This is a genomic window from Nonomuraea sp. NPDC050643 (assembly GCF_040654715.1).
GTDB lineage: Bacteria > Actinomycetota > Actinomycetes > Streptosporangiales > Streptosporangiaceae > Nonomuraea.
This window is the reverse complement of the sequence record NZ_JBFAIM010000001.1, coordinates 192,856-209,824: the sequence shown is the minus strand read 5'-3', so window position 1 is coordinate 209,824 and position 16,969 is coordinate 192,856. Positions and strand designations below refer to the sequence as shown.

Annotated in this window: 15 protein-coding genes and 1 riboswitch; of the genes, 7 read left to right on the top strand and 8 right to left on the bottom strand. The window is 69.9% G+C overall.

What is annotated here, in order from left to right:
* Positions 1 to 240: 240 nt before the first annotated feature.
* Complete coding sequence (locus AB0I15_RS00925; protein ID WP_358088060.1) at positions 241 to 885, bottom strand: thioredoxin domain-containing protein; 645 nt, start codon at positions 883 to 885, stop codon at positions 241 to 243.
* A gap of 253 nt (positions 886 to 1,138) precedes the next feature.
* Here AB0I15_RS00925 and AB0I15_RS00920 point away from each other — a divergent pair, with 253 nt between their 5' ends.
* Positions 1,139 to 1,678, top strand: a complete 540-nt coding sequence (locus tag AB0I15_RS00920) for a Uma2 family endonuclease (RefSeq protein ID WP_358088057.1) — start codon at positions 1,139 to 1,141, stop codon at positions 1,676 to 1,678.
* 33 nt (positions 1,679 to 1,711) lie between these two features.
* Here the strand turns inward: AB0I15_RS00920 and AB0I15_RS00915 are convergent, their stop codons facing one another.
* Positions 1,712 to 2,809: a branched-chain amino acid aminotransferase gene (locus tag AB0I15_RS00915; RefSeq protein ID WP_358088054.1), complete on the bottom strand. Its 1,098-nt coding sequence runs from the start codon at positions 2,807 to 2,809 to the stop codon at positions 1,712 to 1,714.
* 224 nt (positions 2,810 to 3,033) lie between these two features.
* Complete coding sequence (locus tag AB0I15_RS00910) at positions 3,034 to 4,080, bottom strand: 3-isopropylmalate dehydrogenase (protein ID WP_358088051.1); 1,047 nt, start codon at positions 4,078 to 4,080, stop codon at positions 3,034 to 3,036.
* Positions 4,081 to 4,179: 99 nt separating this feature from the next.
* A riboswitch (cyclic di-AMP (ydaO/yuaA leader) is annotated at positions 4,180 to 4,320 on the top strand.
* Positions 4,321 to 4,515: 195 nt separating this feature from the next.
* Here AB0I15_RS00910 and AB0I15_RS00905 point away from each other — a divergent pair.
* Positions 4,516 to 4,920, top strand: a complete 405-nt coding sequence (locus AB0I15_RS00905; RefSeq protein WP_358088048.1) for a C40 family peptidase — start codon at positions 4,516 to 4,518, stop codon at positions 4,918 to 4,920.
* 186 nt (positions 4,921 to 5,106) lie between these two features.
* On the opposite strand, the gene AB0I15_RS00900 is transcribed toward AB0I15_RS00905, so the two are convergent.
* Complete coding sequence (locus AB0I15_RS00900; RefSeq protein ID WP_358088045.1) at positions 5,107 to 5,496, bottom strand: SSI family serine proteinase inhibitor; 390 nt, start codon at positions 5,494 to 5,496, stop codon at positions 5,107 to 5,109.
* Positions 5,497 to 5,602: 106 nt separating this feature from the next.
* Between AB0I15_RS00900 and AB0I15_RS00895 the strand changes: the two genes are divergently transcribed.
* Entirely contained in the window at positions 5,603 to 6,418 is an 816-nt protein-coding gene (locus AB0I15_RS00895; RefSeq protein ID WP_358088043.1) for a class I SAM-dependent methyltransferase, read from the top strand.
* A 469-nt stretch (positions 6,419 to 6,887) separates the two neighbouring features.
* Here AB0I15_RS00895 and serA read toward each other — a convergent pair whose 3' ends face one another.
* Positions 6,888 to 8,477 (bottom strand): phosphoglycerate dehydrogenase, encoded by a 1,590-nt coding sequence (gene serA / locus AB0I15_RS00890; RefSeq protein ID WP_358088041.1) that lies wholly within the window; start codon positions 8,475 to 8,477, stop codon positions 6,888 to 6,890.
* 334 nt (positions 8,478 to 8,811) lie between these two features.
* Here serA and AB0I15_RS00885 point away from each other — a divergent pair, with 334 nt between their 5' ends.
* Complete coding sequence (locus AB0I15_RS00885) at positions 8,812 to 9,573, top strand: hypothetical protein (protein ID WP_358088038.1); 762 nt, start codon at positions 8,812 to 8,814, stop codon at positions 9,571 to 9,573.
* A 74-nt stretch (positions 9,574 to 9,647) separates the two neighbouring features.
* A complete protein-coding gene (locus AB0I15_RS00880) occupies positions 9,648 to 11,009 on the top strand; it encodes an MFS transporter (protein WP_358088035.1) in 1,362 nt (453 codons plus the stop codon).
* Here the strand turns inward: AB0I15_RS00880 and AB0I15_RS00875 are convergent.
* Genes AB0I15_RS00875 through AB0I15_RS00865 form a run of 3 tightly spaced genes read right to left on the bottom strand, consistent with a single transcriptional unit; the run spans position 10,969 to position 14,695 of the window.
* Positions 10,969 to 13,512, bottom strand: a complete 2,544-nt coding sequence (locus AB0I15_RS00875; RefSeq protein WP_358088033.1) for an FtsX-like permease family protein — start codon at positions 13,510 to 13,512, stop codon at positions 10,969 to 10,971. The two genes, AB0I15_RS00880 and AB0I15_RS00875, sit on opposite strands and share 41 nt — an antisense overlap.
* Positions 13,509 to 14,189: an ABC transporter ATP-binding protein gene (locus tag AB0I15_RS00870; RefSeq protein ID WP_358088030.1), complete on the bottom strand. Its 681-nt coding sequence runs from the start codon at positions 14,187 to 14,189 to the stop codon at positions 13,509 to 13,511. The genes AB0I15_RS00875 and AB0I15_RS00870 overlap by 4 nt, the downstream gene beginning before the upstream one ends.
* A complete protein-coding gene (locus AB0I15_RS00865) occupies positions 14,186 to 14,695 on the bottom strand; it encodes a PadR family transcriptional regulator (RefSeq protein WP_358088027.1) in 510 nt (169 codons plus the stop codon). The genes AB0I15_RS00870 and AB0I15_RS00865 overlap by 4 nt, the downstream gene beginning before the upstream one ends.
* Positions 14,696 to 14,783: 88 nt before the next feature.
* Between AB0I15_RS00865 and AB0I15_RS00860 the strand changes: the two genes are divergently transcribed.
* Both AB0I15_RS00860 and dacB read left to right on the top strand, forming a co-directional pair.
* Positions 14,784 to 15,332, top strand: coding sequence for a DUF1707 and FHA domain-containing protein (locus tag AB0I15_RS00860; protein WP_358088024.1), 549 nt, complete (start codon positions 14,784 to 14,786; stop codon positions 15,330 to 15,332).
* Between the two features lie 92 nt (positions 15,333 to 15,424).
* Positions 15,425 to 16,969, top strand: coding sequence for a D-alanyl-D-alanine carboxypeptidase/D-alanyl-D-alanine-endopeptidase (dacB, locus tag AB0I15_RS00855; protein WP_358088021.1), 1,545 nt, complete (start codon positions 15,425 to 15,427; stop codon positions 16,967 to 16,969).

Sequence of the window (16,969 nt, the reverse complement as noted above, 5' to 3'; positions counted from 1 at the left end):
ATTTCTCTTCTCTGGAAGAAGGTTGTCGAGTTCGGGAAAACAAAAAGACCCCTCACGGACGTGAGAGGTCTGCGCGCTGGCGGTGTCCCTTGTCAGCCAGCGCGCCTGCCGATAATGAGCAGACTGTAGAACATGATGTCGCCCAGTCTGCCACAAGGATTCACCAGCTGGCACACCGGTCTCATCCCGTGGACACCGGCCCTTGCCCCAAGCCCTGCACCTGGCCTTCTACCCGGCCTCCTAAACCGCCACGCCGTCGCCTCCCGTGATGATGCTCTCGAGCGCCCGCGGGTCGAACGCCTCGTTGCCGAGCATCTGCCCGTCGAGCAGCACGGTCGGCGTGCCCTCGAGCGGCACCTTGGCCGTCTCCTCCAGGTGCGCCTTCGCGTACGACTGCGACGTGACGCACTCGTCCACCGCGGCACCGGCCTTCCTGGCCGCCTGGACCAGCTCCTCGACGGTGAACCCCGAGGCGGTGCCGTGCGGCGCGGGCTGCATGGCGTACACCTCGTCCCGGAAGGCCAGCCAGTTCGCCTCCGGCACGCAGCGGGCGGCCGCGGCGGCGCGGACGGAGTTGGAGCGCATGGGCTCGTCCCGGAAGATCGTCACGGTGTGGAAGACGACCTTGACCCTGCCCTCCCTGGCCAGGCGCTGGATCGTGGCGTCGACCTTGGCGTGCATGTCCTTGCAGATGGGACAGTCGAAGTCCTCGTACACGTCCAGCACGGGAGCGTCGCTCCCCCGGTCGGCCAGCACCATCGAGCCGTCCGTCTGACGGGCCAGCCGCACTCCCTCGGACGACACGCCCGGCTCGGAGAACGCCAGCACCCCGAGCACGGCGATCGCCACGCACGCCAGCGCGACCGCCAACAACCGCTTCTTCATCAGCCCACTCTCACCTCATTGATCGCGCAGACCTTACCCGAAACCGAAACAACGGCCGTATGACGGCATACCTCCTCGCCCGGCCCGGCGCCGATGCCGGCGGAGCGACCGGATCCACCTGACCACGGACCGGCGCCGGAGACATGGGCGGCCGCGGGCCGATATCGGCAGCGCATCATTCGACCGCACACCCTGTGATCACGCCCCCTTCCGCTTCTACGCTCGGTCACTCCGACGACGTGAGGACGGTGGCATGGCCGCGCCACTCGAAGAGCGATTCCGCCTGGTGCGCGATTTGCTTCCCGAATATCGGGTGGAGACCACGCGGGGCCGGCTCCTGGTGAATGAGTCCGGCACCTGGCAGCACAACACGCTTCTTTTCCGGATCTGGTGCCGGCTCATCGGCACGGTGGTGGAGCGGGGCTGGGAGATCTGGCCCAATATCACGGTCTACCTGGGAAAACAGGCCGATCGTTACGTTCCCGACCTGGCCGTGGTGCCGGGGACGCCGCGGATGCACCTGGATCACGCCGTTCAAGGGGATTCGACGCTGCTGCTCGTGGACGTCGTTTCCGCGGGCAGCAGCTATGACGATTACCACGTCAAGCCGGGCGGTTACGCGCCGGCCGGGGTGCCGCTTTATCTGGTGGTCGATCCCTTTCGGAACGCGGTGAAACTCTTCAGCGAACCCGGCCCCCGCGAATATGGCCGGGAAACGGTGGCGGCCGGGTGTGAGCCGTTGTTTCTGCCCGCGCCGTGGGGAACCTCCCTGGAGCCCGGGGAATGGTGGTGAACCCTCGGGAGCGGGCCCGAGGGTTCGGCCGGATCAGACGATCTTGTGGATCCAGTTGTGGGCGTCGGGGCGGGCGCCGTACTGGATGCCCACCAGTTCCTCGCGCACCCGCATCGTCACCGGGCCGGGGGTGCCGTCGGCGACGGTCCAGGAGCGGTCGGCGCCCTTGACCGTGCCCACCGGCGTCACCACGGCCGCCGTGCCGCACGCGAAGACCTCCGTCAGCTCGCCCGCCTCGCTCGCCGACTGCCACTCATCGACCGAGACGAGGCGCTCCTCGGTCTCCAGGCCCAGGTCGCCGGCCAGCTCCAGGATCGACTCCCTGGTGATGCCGGGCAGCAGCGTGCCGGTCAGCTCGGGGGTGACGAGCTTGTTGCCGAAGACGAAGAACAGGTTCATCCCGCCCATCTCCTCGACGTACTTGTGCTCACCCGCGTCGAGCCAGACCACCTGGTCACAGCCGTTCTCCACGGCCTGGCGCTGCGCGACGAACGCCGCGGCGTAGTTGCCGCCGCACTTGGCGAAGCCGGTGCCGCCGGGGGCCGCCCGGGTGTACTCGGTGGACAGCCAGACCGAGACCGGCTTGATGCCACCGGTGAAGTACGAGGCCGCCGGGGAGGCGATGACCATGTACTTGTACGTCCTGGACGGGTAGTTGACCCCCAGCCCCGCCTGGGTGGCGATCATGAAAGGGCGCAGGTAGAGGCTGTGGCCCTCAGTCGTGGGCACCCAGTCCTTGTCGGTCTCGACGAGGAGCTCGAGCGAGTCGACGAACGTCTCCTCGGGCAGCTCCGGCATGGCCATGCGCTGGGCCGAGCGGTTGAAGCGGCCGGCGTTCGCGTACGGGCGGAACGTCACGATCGAGCCGCTCGTCTGGCGGTAGGCCTTCAGGCCCTCGAACAGCTCCTGCGCGTAGTGGAAGACCGAGGTCGCCGGGTCCAGCGAGAGCGGCCCGTACGGCATCAGCCTGGCGTCGTGCCAGCCCTGACCTTCGGTGTAGTCGACCGAGATCATGTGATCCGTGAAGGTCTGCCCGAAGCCGGGGTTCGCCAGTACCTGCTCCCGCTCGGCCGCGGTGCGAGCGTGGTCGGATAGCTGCACGTCGAAGCTGAGCTTCTGAGCGATGGTCATGACGGCGGTCCTTCTCTCTGCGATCTACCGAAATCTACCGGAACCTGCCCACTGTCCGCGGATCTGCTGCGCGGAGCAGTCGTGCCCGGGAGGCAGTCCCGTACTTCCTATTGTCTCGCTATATGGGATGGCAAGTGGCCGATGGGGTGGTTGGTCCTTTTGGACGCGAAAAAGCGCCTGGCAGTCCTCGTCGGACCGCCAGGCGCGTTCGGAGCTAGGCGGCCCTAGCCGGATACTCGCGCGGTGATGTCGTCGCCGATCTCGTGGGTGGTGCGACCGGCCCAGCCGGTCAGGCGCTCCACGAGGTCGTCGGCGACCGCCTGCTCCACCTTGGCCGACTCGGCGTGCAGGCCGAGGTGGTCGAGGAGCATGGCGACGGACAGGATGGTCGCGGTGGGGTCGGCCTTGCCCTGGCCCGCGATGTCGGGCGCGCTGCCGTGGACCGGCTCGAACATGCTCGGCGTGGTCCGCTCGGGGTTGATGTTGCCGCTGGCCGCCAGGCCGATGCCGCCGGCGATGGCCGCCCCGAGGTCGGTGATGATGTCGCCGAACAGGTTGTCGGTGACGACCACGTCGAAGCGCTCAGGCTGGCTGACGAAGAACATCGAGGCCGCGTCGATGTGGCTGTAGTCGGTCGTGACCTCGGGGTATTCCTCGGCCACGCGGTTGACCGTGCGCTGCCACAGGTCGCCGGCGTAGGCGAGGACGTTCGTCTTGTGGACGAGGGTCAGCTTCTTGCGCGGGCGCGACTTGGCCTTCTCGAACGCGTAACGCACCACGCGCTCGACGCCGTAGGCGGTGTTGAGCGACTCCTGGGTGGCGATCTCGTACGGCGTGCCGCGCCGCATGGCGCCACCGGTGCCCGCGTAGAGGCCCTCGGTGCCCTCGCGGACGACGATCATGTCGATGTCCTCGGGCGGCGTGTCGGCCAGCGGGGTCTCGACGCCGGGGAACAGCTTGACCGGCCGCAGGTTGACGTAGTGGTCGAACTCGAACCGGAGGCGGAGCAGCAGGTCGCGCTCCAGGATGCCGGGCGGCACGCTCGGGTCGCCGACGGCGCCCAGCAGGATCGCGTCGAAGCCGCGCAACTCCTCGAGCACCGCGTCGGGCAGCGTCTCCCCGGTACGGTGATAGCGGGCGGCGCCCAGGTCATAGTGCGTGGGCTCGATCTTCGTGCCGACCGCTTCCAGGACCTTGAGTCCTTCGGCTACGACCTCGGTGCCGATGCCATCCCCAGGGATGACGGCCAGGCGGATGTTACGCGACTCCATGGGCGGTACCTTACCGGCTCGTCTCGACTGACGAACACACCATCTCATTTTTCGGACGCCCGGTTTTGTCCCTATTGCGACCTTTTGACCGTTTCGTTAGAGTCCATCGGGCCTAATCCACGCAGCCCTTGCGTGGAGCCGGGGACCCACTTTCCCCTGGGGCGAATCGGCAACCGCCGTAGGGCCGTCTTCCAGGCCCGAGCCCGTCAGCTAACCCGGCCGGCCTCGTGGAAGGACAGTGTTCTGTCTCGCATCGCCATCGGCCTGGCGGCGGGCGTCGCCGGGCTCATCCTGGCCAGCCCAGCCGCACAGGCGGCCCCTGACAAACAGGCGACCCCCGACAAAGACGTCACCACCCTGACCGGCGCCGAGATCCGGCGCATCCAGGCCAAGCGCGTCCCCACGCCGCCCTGGAAGGCCGCTCTCCACTACGCGATGACCAAACGCGGCATCCCGTACGTCTGGGGCGGCACCAGCGACCGGGGATACGACTGCTCGGGGCTCATGCTCCGGGCGTACGAGTCGGCGGGGATCGAACTGCCCCGCACCGCCCGCGAACAGTACGGGGCGTTCTCCCGGAAGATCGGCTGGGAGAACCTCAAGCCCGGCGACCTCGTCTTCTTCAGCAACCTGGGACACGTGGGGATGATCTCCAAGCCCGGGTTCATGGTGCACGCGCCGCGCAGCGGTGACGTGGTCAAGGAGGAGAAGCTTTCGAGCTGGCGCAGGGACGCCTTCGTGGGGGCGGTCCGGCCCGACCCCGCGGGTGTGCGCCGCTGGTCCAAGGTGCTGGAGAAACGCCGGGCCCCGGCTCCGGACATGCCCACCGCCACCCTCTGAGAACACACCCCCCAGATGAGAACACACCCCCAGAACACCACCCTCAGAACACCGCTCCGGGAACACCACCCTGAGAGCACCGCCCCGAGAACACCGCACTGAGAACACCGCACTGAGAACACCGCTCCGAGAAAGCCGCGAGCGGCCCCGCCTGGCGCGGGGCCGCTCGCCGGTCGCGCCGGGCGATCAGGGCACGATCGGGGCGGCCAGGTTGTCCGCGAAGCACGGGTTCGGGTAGGTCTCCTCGAAGTTCTTCGGCTCGCCGTAGAACACACCGCGGATCTTGACGTGGACCGGGTCGTAGATGCGCGGGCAGGCCACGTCCGGGCGGAACCTGAGCCGCTCCAGATCACCGCCGCTCCTGCGGAGCATGTCGCAGGCGGCGCCCGGGTCGGGGTGGCTGCCGTCGTCCGGGTCACAGGTCAGGAACCAGCGCTGCGCCGCGCCCTGGTGGTACTTCGTGATACTCAGCTCTCCCGCCTGCGCGTGGGCGGGCGCGGCGAGCAGGGCCGCGGCGGCCACGGCGGGCAGGGCCACGGCGGCGACGCGACGGATCGCGGTCAGGGAAGCGTGCATGGGGGACCTCCTCAGCGAACGGATACGCAGCGCGACGCTATCAGTACTCTCCGTGTCCGCGAGGAGAGGTGTCCGTAACCTCAGTCACGGACGTACCGTGGGAGGCATGTCACCCGAGAAGGTGCATCTGACCGAGGAGAAGGCGACCCTCCTCGCCACCCTGTACGGCAAGGCGCTCGACGCGCGCTCCCCCAACCCGATCCTGGGCGACCGGATGGCCGACGAAGTGATCGGCCGGATCGACCACGACTTCACCAAGACGGGCATCACCCCCAGCACCGCCGAGGCCGTCGCCCTCAGGGCCCGGTTCATGGACAGGTGGGCGGGCGAGTTCCTGGCCCGGCATCCGGAGGCCATCGTGCTGCAGCCGGGCTGCGGTCTCGACACGCGCGTCTTCCGGATGGACCCGCCGCCCTCGGTCCGCTGGTACGACCTCGACTATCCCGAGGTCATCGAGCTGCGCGAGCGGCTGTTCCCCGAGCGGCCCGGTTACACCATGATCGGCTCGTCGGCCACCGAGCTGGCCTGGCTGGAGCAGGTCCCCCGCGACGCTCCGGTGCTGGTCGTGGCCGAGGGCCTGCTCTACTACCTCGATCCGGCCGGAGGGCCGGAGCTCCTGCGGGCGATCGTGGAGCGCTTCCCCGGCGGCCAGTTGATCTTCGACGCCCTGAGCCGGCTCGGCCTGCGGCTGCAGAAGCTCAACAAGCCCGTCCAGAACGCCGGGGCCGCGGTCCACTGGGGCATCGACGGCCCGGCCGTTCTGGAGGCGATCCATCCGAGGCTGCGGTGCGTGTCGGCGGTGAGCGCGTTCGAGATCGACGGGTTCGAGGACCTGTCGAAGACCCACCGCGTCTCGGCCTGGATCGTCAAGGCCCTGCCGGGGATGAGGCGGTCGGCCGCCTTCTACCGGCTGGAGTTCTGAAGGACTGTCGGCTGGAGCCCTGAAGGGCTACCGGCCGGAGTTCTGCGGGGCGCCGCCGTTGTCGCGGCGGTCCAGCGCGATCTGCACGGCCTCGGCGGCCTCGTCCTGCTGGTCTTCGGCACGGTTCCAGGCATACATCTCGTACATGTGACTCATCTCATTTCGCGGGCGTGTCTCAGTGGGAAGCCGGACTCCGGTCGCGAATCCGACCGGGCCTGATCTCGTGGTCCGGGTCACGGACCGGACGAAGGGACTTGACGGCCGACGCGACGCCGCACACCGCGGCGAGTCGTCGACCTGCCCTAACAGGCCCCGCCGCGGCAGGTAATAAGTACGAGAACCTGGCGCATTACCGATAACAGTACCTGAGGCATCTCGTTGGATGTCCTAGTATCTCGCATGGTGAGACGCGAAGGGGCCGCCACCCTTTCCGGTGACGGCCCCCTTGTCGCGATGCCGCGAGGAGAGGTCAGTCCTCCAGGTCGACCGTGCGGCCGCTCTCGGCGCCGATCTCCGCCGCGATCTGCTCGACCACCTCGGCCGGGATCGCGGAGTCGACGGTCAGCGCGATGAGCGCCTTGCCGCCCTTGGTGTCACGGGCCACCTGCATCGAGGCGATGTTGATGCGGTGCTCGCCGAGGAGGCGGCCGACCACGCCGACGATGCCGGGACGGTCGGCGTAGGTGAAGAAGCAGAGGTGAGCCGTCGGCTCGATCTCCATCTCGTAGCCGTTGACCTCGACGATCTTCGTGATCTGGCGGGGCCCGGACAGCGTGCCCGAGACCGAGACCGTACGGCCGTCGGCGAGCACGCCGCGCACGGTCACCACGTTGCGCCAGTCGGGGCTCTCCGAGCTGGTGATCAGCTCGACGGTGATGCCGCGGTCCTTGGCCAGCAGCGGGGCGTTGACGTAGGTGACCTGCTCCTCGACCACGTCGGCGAACACGCCTTTGAGCGCGGCCAGCTCGATCACGCGCACGTCCTGGGCGGCGATCTCGCCGCGTACCTCGACGTCGAGCTTGGTGGCGACCTCGCCGGCCAGCGCGGTGAACACCCGGCCCAGCTTCTCGGCCAGCGGCAGGCCCGGCTTGACGTCCTCGGCCACCGAGCCGCCCTGGACGTTGACGGCGTCCGGCACGAACTCACCGGCGAGCGCCAGCTTCACGCTCCGCGCGACCTGGGTGCCGGCCTTCTCCTGGGCCTCGTGCGTGGAGGCGCCGAGGTGCGGGGTGACGACGACCTGGTCGAGCTCGAACAGCGGGCTGTCGGTGCACGGCTCCTTGGCGAACACGTCCAGGCCGGCTCCCGCGACCCGCCCCTCCTTGATCGCCGAGTAGAGGGCGCCCTCGTCCACGATGCCGCCGCGGGCCACGTTGATGATGCGGACGCTCGGCTTGACCTGGTGCAGCTCCTTGTCACCGATGAGCCCCAGCGTCTCCTTGGACTTGGGCAGATGCACGGTGATGAAGTCGGCCTGCTTGAGCACCTCTTCGAGGCTGAGCAACTTGACGCCCATCTGCGCGGCGCGAGCCGGCGGCAGGTAGGGGTCGTACGCGATCAGCTCGACCCCGAACGGCTGCAGCCGCTGGGCCACGAGCTGCCCGATCTTGCCCAGGCCGAGGATGGCGACGGTCTTCTCGTCGAGCTCGACGCCGGTGTACTTCGAGCGCTTCCACTCCCCGTTCTTCAGCGCGGAGTGGGCCTGGGCCGTGTTGCGGGCGCTGGCCAGGATGAGGGCGACGGTCTGCTCGGCGGCGCTGGTGATGTTGGAGGTCGGCGCGTTGACGACCATGACACCGGCCTTGGTGGCCGCCTCGACGTCGACGTTGTCGAGGCCGACACCGGCGCGGGCGACCACGCGCAGCTTGGGCGCGGCGGCGATGGCCTCGGCGTCGACCTGCGTGGCGGAGCGCACGATCAGCGCGTCCACGTCGGCGAGAGCGGGCAGGAACTTGGAACGGTCGGCGCCGTCGGTGTGGCGGACCTCGAAATCAGCGCCGAGTACGGCGAGGCCAGCCTCGGACAGCTCCTCTGCGACCAGAACGACGGGCTTGTTCACTGGTGTGGATCCTTAGGGCACGGCGGGCTCTTGGGGGGACACGTCCACGAATCCCCCCGGCGGTCCCACAGAGTCTATCCGCCGCTTGTGAACGCGTTCACGAGAGACCCACGATGTGAGACGGGTCTCCCGTACCCCACGGCTCCGAAACTCATTCAGGTCGTACGCATCTTTGTCTTGATCGGGAGATTTATTCGCCATTAGCCTGATAAGCCGTGGCCGACTACCTATGGTTCGTCATATGAGCATCGGGAATCCTGCGCTTGCCGACGTGCTCGCTCAGCATGGCGCTCCGCATCGCCTGCTGGGCGCTCTCGCCGACGGTGGAGTCCTGGTGGCGGTGAGAACCGACCGTTCCGTCGTCCTGGGGACGACGCAGGCTGGTGACCGGGTTCTGCTCGGGTACACCAGTCCTGCCACCTATGCCAGGCACCGCGGCAGTCATTCCCTATCGGCGTGCGACGCCGACACCATCCTGGACATCCAGCGCGTCACCGGAGTGCGGGAGATCGTGATCGACGCGGCCGGACCAGCCGCTGCGGCTGTGCCGATCGGCGATCTCCAGCGCTTCATCACCACGACGCGCACGGGGCCGACGCCTGTTCTGTCAGGGGCGGTGCCGGCCGCCTACGCGACGGGCGCCATGGCCACCGTGTCGCGCGGTGCCGCGCTGGCCCAGGTGGCCCCACCGAGTCCGGAGGCGCCCTCGCTGCCGTGGGTGCCCGCGCCCCGGCCGCACCTGTCGGGGCCCATGCAGCAGGTGGACCCCGGATACCGGCGGTGCACGCATCCGATCCTGCCCGCGCTGCGGCAGGCGATCTCGTACCTGCTCATGGACTTCCCGCTCGTGCACCATGTCTGGATCTCCGAGGCCCGCACGGCTTCCGGGGCGCCGGGGATCATGCTGCACGTGAAGGTGCACATGTCGGCGGCCGAGGACGTCGTACGCGACCTGCACCGGCTGGTACGCGCCCGGCTGCCGCAGTTCGCGGCCTCCGGTGCGCCGATCCTCATGGCCAGGGTCGCCGACACGCGCAGCGAGCAACGGATGATCGAGATCGGTGCTCACGTGGTGTGCGCCGACGTGAGCGACTGACGCGACCTCCGTAACGGTGGGCCCGCGAAAGTGGGCCCTACCGAACAAGCCCTCGCTCGGCTTCAATGAGGGGCATGATCGCACCGGCGGTGACCCCGACCACGGTCCCGAGAAGCGTGCGCGTCGGCTACGGCGTGGGCTCGTTCTGCACGGCGACGGTCAGTGCCGTGCCCGGGCTGCTCCTGCTGTACTACATGACCAACTTCCTGGCCGTGCCCGCGTGGCTGGCCGGAGTCGTGGTGACCGCGCCGAAGATCTGGGACCTGATCATCAACCCCCTGGTCGGGCGCTGGTCGGACCGGACCCGCTCGCGCCTCGGACCACGGCGGCCATGGCTGCTGGCCGGGGCCTGCACGTTGCCGATCGCGTTCTTCCTGGTGTTCGCGGGGCCGCCGCTGACGGGGGTGCCCGCGGCGCTTTACGTGGGGCTCTGCTTCATGGCCACGGCGACCGCGTACGCGCTGTTCGAGGTGCCGTACAAGGCGATGCCGGGCGAGATGACCCATGACTACCACGAGCGCACGTCGTTGCTGCAGTGGCGGATGATCTTCATCGGCGCGGCCACCGCGATCAGCGGCGTGCTCGCGCCGGCCATCGTCACCAGCCAGGGCGAGGACGGCACGCTCGGCAGCTACCGGCTGATGGCGGCGACGATCGCGGTCATCCTGCTGGTCTCCATGCTCGGCTCGTTCTTCGGCACCGCCCGCGCCCCGATGACCGGCGCCCCCGAGCCCGACCGGGGTGGGTGGCGCGAGCAGTTCGCCGCGATCAAGGGGAACTCGGCGTTCATCTGGATCACCGCGCTGGCCTGCACGCAGATGCTGGCGGTCAGCATGATGCTGGCCGCGGCGCCGTACTTCGCCGCCTACACGATCGGCACGCCCAGAGCCACGCAGACGCTGTTCGCCGCGCTGGTCGGGCCGATGCTGCTGACGATGCCGCTGTGGGTGCGGCTGTCCAAGCGGTTCGACAAACGCGGCGCGATGATGCTGGCCGCCCTGCTGTTCGGGGGCGGCACCGCGGCGGCCATGGCCACCCCGGTCTTCGGCGCCGTCTACGCCCACGTGACGATCCTGCTGGTCGGCGTGGGCATCGCGGGCGTTCAGCTCCTGCTGTTCTCGATGCTGGCCGACGTGATCGCGGTGGACGCGGCCAAGACGGGCAAGCGGCGGGCCGGCGTGCTGACCGGGCTGTGGACGGCCATCGAGAGCGGGGTCAGCTCGTTCGGCGCGCTGATCTTCGGGGTCATCCTGTCGCTGGGCGGCTTCATCGAATCCGAGCCGAGCAGGCCGGTCGAGCAGCCGGACAGCGCGGTGACCGCGGTCCTCATCGGGCAGACCACGATCCCCGCGCTGATCATCTTCGCCTCGGTGCTGATGACGCTGAGGTACCGCCTCACGCCACCCGGCGCGCCAGAACGAGACGCGTCCGCGTGAACAGCCCCGCGAGCAGGGCCGCCAGCAGGGGCAGGCCCAGCACGATCGCGGCCAGGAACGACCACGGCACGGTGACCGTGGCGTCCAACGACGCCTCCTTCATGGGCTGGGCCAGGGCGGACCCCGCGACCACGCCTCCGGCCAGGCCCGTCACCGTGCCGAGCCCCGCGATGTAGGCGGCCTGGGCCGCCACCACCAGCCTGCGGGTGAGCGGCCGGCCGCCCACCGCCGACAGGGTGTCGAGATCCCGGCGCATGTCCGCGACGGCGAGCCCGGTGGCGGCGAACGTGCCGCCGAGGACGAGGATCAGTGCTCCGGCCAGGACCCCCGTCAGCAGAAGGGTGCGCCGCTGCTCAATGCCGTCCTCGTGGAGCTGGACAAACGTGCCGCGCGACGCATACTGCAGTGCGCGCTGGAGGCGCAGCACGTCGTCCGGGATCGTCATGGCGTAGAGCCGCCGCTCGGCCAGCTTGAGCCCGGCCGCCGTCAGGGCCGAGGCGGGCAGCACGGCGCCGCCCTGCCTGTCGTGGACACCCCTGGCCGCCACCGCCGGTATCCGGATCGGCCCGCCGGGGCGGGCCTCCCCACCGTCGTTCCTCTGCAGCCCCACCCTGACCATGCCGTCCTCGATCAGCCGCGGATCGAACACCACGGCCTTGCCCGCCGCGAGAGCGGCCGCGGCCTGCGGGTCACGCCGGCCCTGGAACAGCGCGAGCAACCGGTCGTCACCGATCGGCAGGTCGTAGTAGTAGAAGGGCGTGCATGGGGCCGGTGGGCAGTTCACGGCCCGCGTGGCCGTCGTCACCAGGCTCTTGCCCTGGCCGTCGACGGCCTCCTGAGCGGTGATCAGGCTCACCCCCGGCAACTGCTCCTGGGCCTTGGCGCGGACCTTCGACCAGGTCCGGTCGTCGGCGTCGGCGACGTGGACGTCCAGGGTGCCGTCGGGGGCGGCGCTCCGAAAGGTACGGGCGCGGTCGGCGAACACGCTGTTGTAGGCGATGCCGACGGTGATCGCGACCATCGTGGCCGCCATGACGGCCGCCACCGCGGAGGCCGTGCGGACCCGGTGACGGGCTCCGTCGCGGACGGACAGGCGGGCCGGCAAGGGCAGGCGAGCGGCCGGGCGGGCGGTGCGGCTGACCAGCCACGGCGTCAGCACGATCAGCCCGAACAGCGTCACCGTGGACGCCGCCACGACGGCCAGCTCGCTCCTGACCGCGACCGTGAGCGTCGCGCCCACCCCGAGCAGCACCAGCACGATGCCCAGCACCGGGCGGCCGGCGCGGTCGCGCACCTCGTCGGGGCGCCCGGCGAGCACCCGGGCCGGGCTCTGCCCGGCCGCCTGGATCGCCGGCACCACGGCCGCCACCAGCGCGCTGAGCAGGCCCAGCCCGGCAACGCCGAGCACCTCCGGCCAGGGCACGTCCAGGCTGCTCGTCCAGTCCAGCGCCCGCGCCAGGGCCGACTCCACCGCCAGGCCGGCGCCGATGCCCAGCGCGGCGCCGAGCAGGGCCGCGATGCCGCCGAGGACGAGGCCGTCGGCCAGCACGATCGCGCGGAGGTGGCGTGGCGAGCCGCCCTGCGCGGAGATCATGGCCAGCTCACGCCTGCGCCGCCGCAGCCCGACGGCGAACGCGGGGCCTGCCAGCAGGGCCGTCTCGGTGACGACGAGCAACACGCCGATGGCCGTCCAGCGCCACTGGCCGGTGGTGGGGGCGCCGTACCCGTACGTGCCGGCTCGCGGGCTCTCGATGACGGCGCGGGAGGCCACGCGGAGTCCCGCCTGGTTGAGCCGGCGCACGTCGTCCCAGGTGACCGGGGCCGCGGAGTCGAGGAGCCAGCCGCTGCCCTGGGGGTCGGCCTTGGTCGCCAGCACCGAGCCGTACAGGCCCACCACCTCGCTGATGCCCGGCCTGTCGGGGTGCTCGACGACGCCCACCACGCGCTTCGGCACGGCGCGCAGGGTCGTCTTCAGCTCGCCGCCGAGGCGCACGCCCTGGTCGAGCAGTGCGGGAGTGACCGCGATCTCCTGCGGCGTGGCCGGGAACCTGCCCTCGACCAGCGTCCTGACGCCTCTGCCGAGCGGGTCGCGCAGGTCGATCTCCATCAGGTCCACCGCGTCGAAGCCGTCCGGGAGCAGGGCCTCGACGGAGTAGTCGTAGAACGGGATGAGCCGGCCGCCGGTCAGCCGCACGACCTCGGCCGCCGTCCACGGGGCCGGCTGCTCCGTGCCCTTGGTGTCGCGCTGGTTCCCGAACCTGCCCGCGGGGTCCTGCTGCACCCGGAGCCCTTTCGCGTGCGGCATGACGGCCGCGTCGGCCACCGAGCCCAGGCGCCCGGGCAGTTGCTCGCGTACCGTCAGGTCGGTGCTGGCGCTCAGCGTGAGCACGGCCGTGATCACCAGGACGGGCAGGCCGATCATGACCATGATCAGCGCGCTGCGGCCCTTGAAGCGCAGGCTGTCCCTGCGGGAGATGCGCAGCGCGGCGCCCAGCGCGCTCATCTGGCGCTCTCCAGGCGCACGTCGCCCGAGTCGGCGATCCGGCCGTCGCGCAGGTAGACCACCCGGTCGGCCCAGCCCGCGTAGCGCGGCTCGTGGGTGACGAGCAGCACGGCCACTCCGGCGTCGCAGCGGGTGCGCAGCAACTGCAGGATCTCGTCGCCGGTGACCGTGTCGAGGGCGCCGGTCGGCTCGTCGGCGAGCAGCAGCCGCCGCTCGCCGACCAGGGCCCTGGCGATGGCCACCCGCTGGCGCTGGCCGCCTGACAGCTCCTCGGGGAAGCGGCCGGCGATGTCCTCGACGCCGACCTCCGCCAGGACGGCCAGCGCCTCGGAGCGCGCCCGGCCGGCGCGTACGCCGTCGAGCTCCCTGGGCAGCATCACGTTCTCGGCGGCCGTCAGGGACGGGATCAGGTTGAGGTCCTGGAAGACGTATCCGACGCTGGTGCGCCTGAGCGCGGCCAGGTCCTTGACGCCGGCGAGGTCGGTGTCCCCGATCGTCACGCTGCCCGACGTGGGCCGGTCGAGCCCGCCCGCCAGGTTGAGCAGCGTGGACTTGCCCGAGCCCGACGGTCCCATGACCGCGACCAGCTCACCCGCCGCGACCCGCAGGCTCACGCCGCGCAGCGCGTGCACCTGGCCGTGTTCGCGGGTGACCTCCCGCAACTCCACCACTGTCATGAGTTCTTCTCCTTGGAAACGGCCTCGCAGTGGTCCAGCCAGCGCTGTTCCGCCTCGGCCTTGAAGATCAACGAATCGAGGACCAGCCGGTGGGCCAGCTCGCCGGAGGCGGCCCGTTTGGTCCTGGTCAGCTCCTGAAGGGCGCGCATGGTGGCCGCGCGCTGGGTCTGGATCACCCGGGCGACGTCCACGCCGCCCGCCACCGCCATCGCGATCTTGATGGCCAGCTCGTCCCGAGGCCGGTCGGTCTGGGCGACGGGGGTGCTGAACCATCGCCCCAGCTCCTCCCGACCGGCCTCGGTGATCGTGTAGACCGCGCGGCCCTGATCGTCCTCCCCATCGGGCGCGACAAGGCCGTCTCGCTCCAGGCGGGAAAGCGTCGTGTAGACCTGGCCGATGTTCAGCGGCCAGGTCGCCCCCGTCGACGCCTCGAATTCCACCCGTAGCTGATAGCCGTAACGCGGTCCGCTGCTCAGCAACGCGAGCAGTCCGTGTCTGATCGACATGGATACTGAGTATGCATACTCAGTATGCTTATGGCAACTGATCCGCCTTTTCTGGACACGGAGCGAGGTTCGGGCCGATACTCGCTACATGAGCTCCACGCATCCGCCCTTTCGCGCCTCAGATGGGGAACGTGACCGTGCGATCGACGAGCTCAGAGATCGCGCCGTAGAGGGCCGGATCTCCCACGACACCTTCGTCGGCCGCGTGGACCAGGCCTTGCGCGCCCGCAGCCGGCACGAGCTCGACGAACTGGTGGCCGACCTGCCGCGACGGCAGACGTTCCGGCAGCGGCTGACCGACGCGGTGTCGTCGGTGTCGGAGTTCACCACCAGGGTGCAGTCCGCGTGGCGGCGTCCGCGGCTGCCCCGGCTGGCCCTGCCCGACGACGACCGGCTGCGTTACGTGGTGGGCCGCGGGTCCGCCTGCGACCTGGTGCTGTCGGACCTGACGGTGTCGCGCGTGCACGCCGAGCTGCGGCGCGAGGGCGACGGCGGGTGGATGCTGGTCGATCTCGGCTCGCTCAACGGCACCAGGCTCAACGGGTGGCGGCTGGTCGGGCCGGCCCGGGTGAAGTCGGGGGACGAGATCTCGTTCGGGGACTGCGGGTTCATGGTGACGTCGGCGCTGCCGTCCTGACGCGTACCCGATAAATACGGATATTTGCGGATTACAGGCTCACTGCGCTGTTCCATGCTCTCAAGCGATCCCCCAGTCACTTTGGAGACCCCATGCGGCGCACCTCAGCCTCCCTCGTCGCGGGCGCGCTCGTCGCGGCCCTCGCGTGGGCGTCCGGACCCTCCTCCCCGGCCATCGCCCTCGACCCCTCGGCGGGCGCGGCCGACCTGACCCAGGACATCAACCAGATCCTCAGCGACTCACGCCTCACGATCGCCAGGGCGGGCGTCGTGGTCAAGAGCGCCCAGACCGGCGAGGAACTGTACGCCACCGACGCCGGCAAGCTCCTCATCCCCGCCTCCAACACCAAGCTGTTCACCTCGGCGGCGGCGGCCGAGACGCTCGGCCTCGGCTACCGCTTCCCCACCACCGTGCTGAACGCCGGCCGCAAGGTCGGCTCGGTGCTGACCGGCGACCTGGTGCTGCGCGGCACCGGCGACCCGACCATGCTGGCCGAGGACTACGACGCCCTGGCCGCGAAGGTGGCCGCCGCGGGTATCAAGGTCGTCACCGGCAAGCTGGTGGCCGACGACACCTGGTTCGACTCCCAGCGCCTCGGCAACGACTGGACCTGGGACGACGAGACCGCCTACTACGCCGCCCCGATCTCGGCCCTGACCGCCTCGCCCGACCGGGACTACGACGCGGGCTCGGTGATCGTGGCCGTGGCGGCCGACGGGGACAAGGTCAAGGTGTCCACGACGCCGGAGACCGACTATCTGAAGATCGTCAATCGGGCCACGGTGGGCACGGAGACCGACGTGCTCATCGAGCGGCAGCACGGCACGCGCACGGTGGTCATCACCGGTACGGTCGCGGACCCGTACCAGGAGTGGGTGGCCGTGGACGACCCGACGGCGTACGTGTCGTCGCTGTTCCGCAGGTCGCTGACCAAGCACGGCGTCAAGGTGCTCGGGCAGAGCACCACCGGGGCCACGCCCTCGACGGCCAAGGAGCTGGCCGTCCATGAGTCGATGACGCTGGGCGAGCTGCTGGTGCCGTTCATGAAGCTGAGCAACAACATCCACGCCGAGATCCTCACCAAGGCCATGGGCCGCAAGGTCGCGAACCAGGGCACGTGGTCGGCCGGGCTCAAGGTCAGCACCGACTTCGCCAAGGCCAACGGCGTGCAGGTGATCAACATGCGGGACGGCTCCGGGCTGTCGCGCCGCGACGGCTTCTCGCCGGGCTCGATCGTGCAGCTCCTGTCGGCCGTACGGACCAGGCCCTGGTACGCCACCTGGTACGAGTCCCTCCCCATCGCCGGCAACGCCGACCGTTTCGTGGGCGGCACCCTGCGCAACCGGATGCGGGGCACCCCGGCCGCGAACAACGTCCACGCCAAGACCGGGTCGCTGACCGGCGTCACCTCGCTGTCCGGCTACGTCAACAGCGCCGACGGCGAGCCGCTGATCTTCTCGATCATGCTGAACCAGTATCTTTCGGCCTCCCCGAAGGACATCGAGGACAAGATCGCCGTTCGCCTCGCCCAGTTCTCCAGGACCGCGGCGGCCGGCGACGCCGCTCCGCTCCGCGCCACGGACCAGGCTCCCGCGGGCGACCTGGAGTGCTCGTGGCTCAAGCCCGTCGAGTGCTAG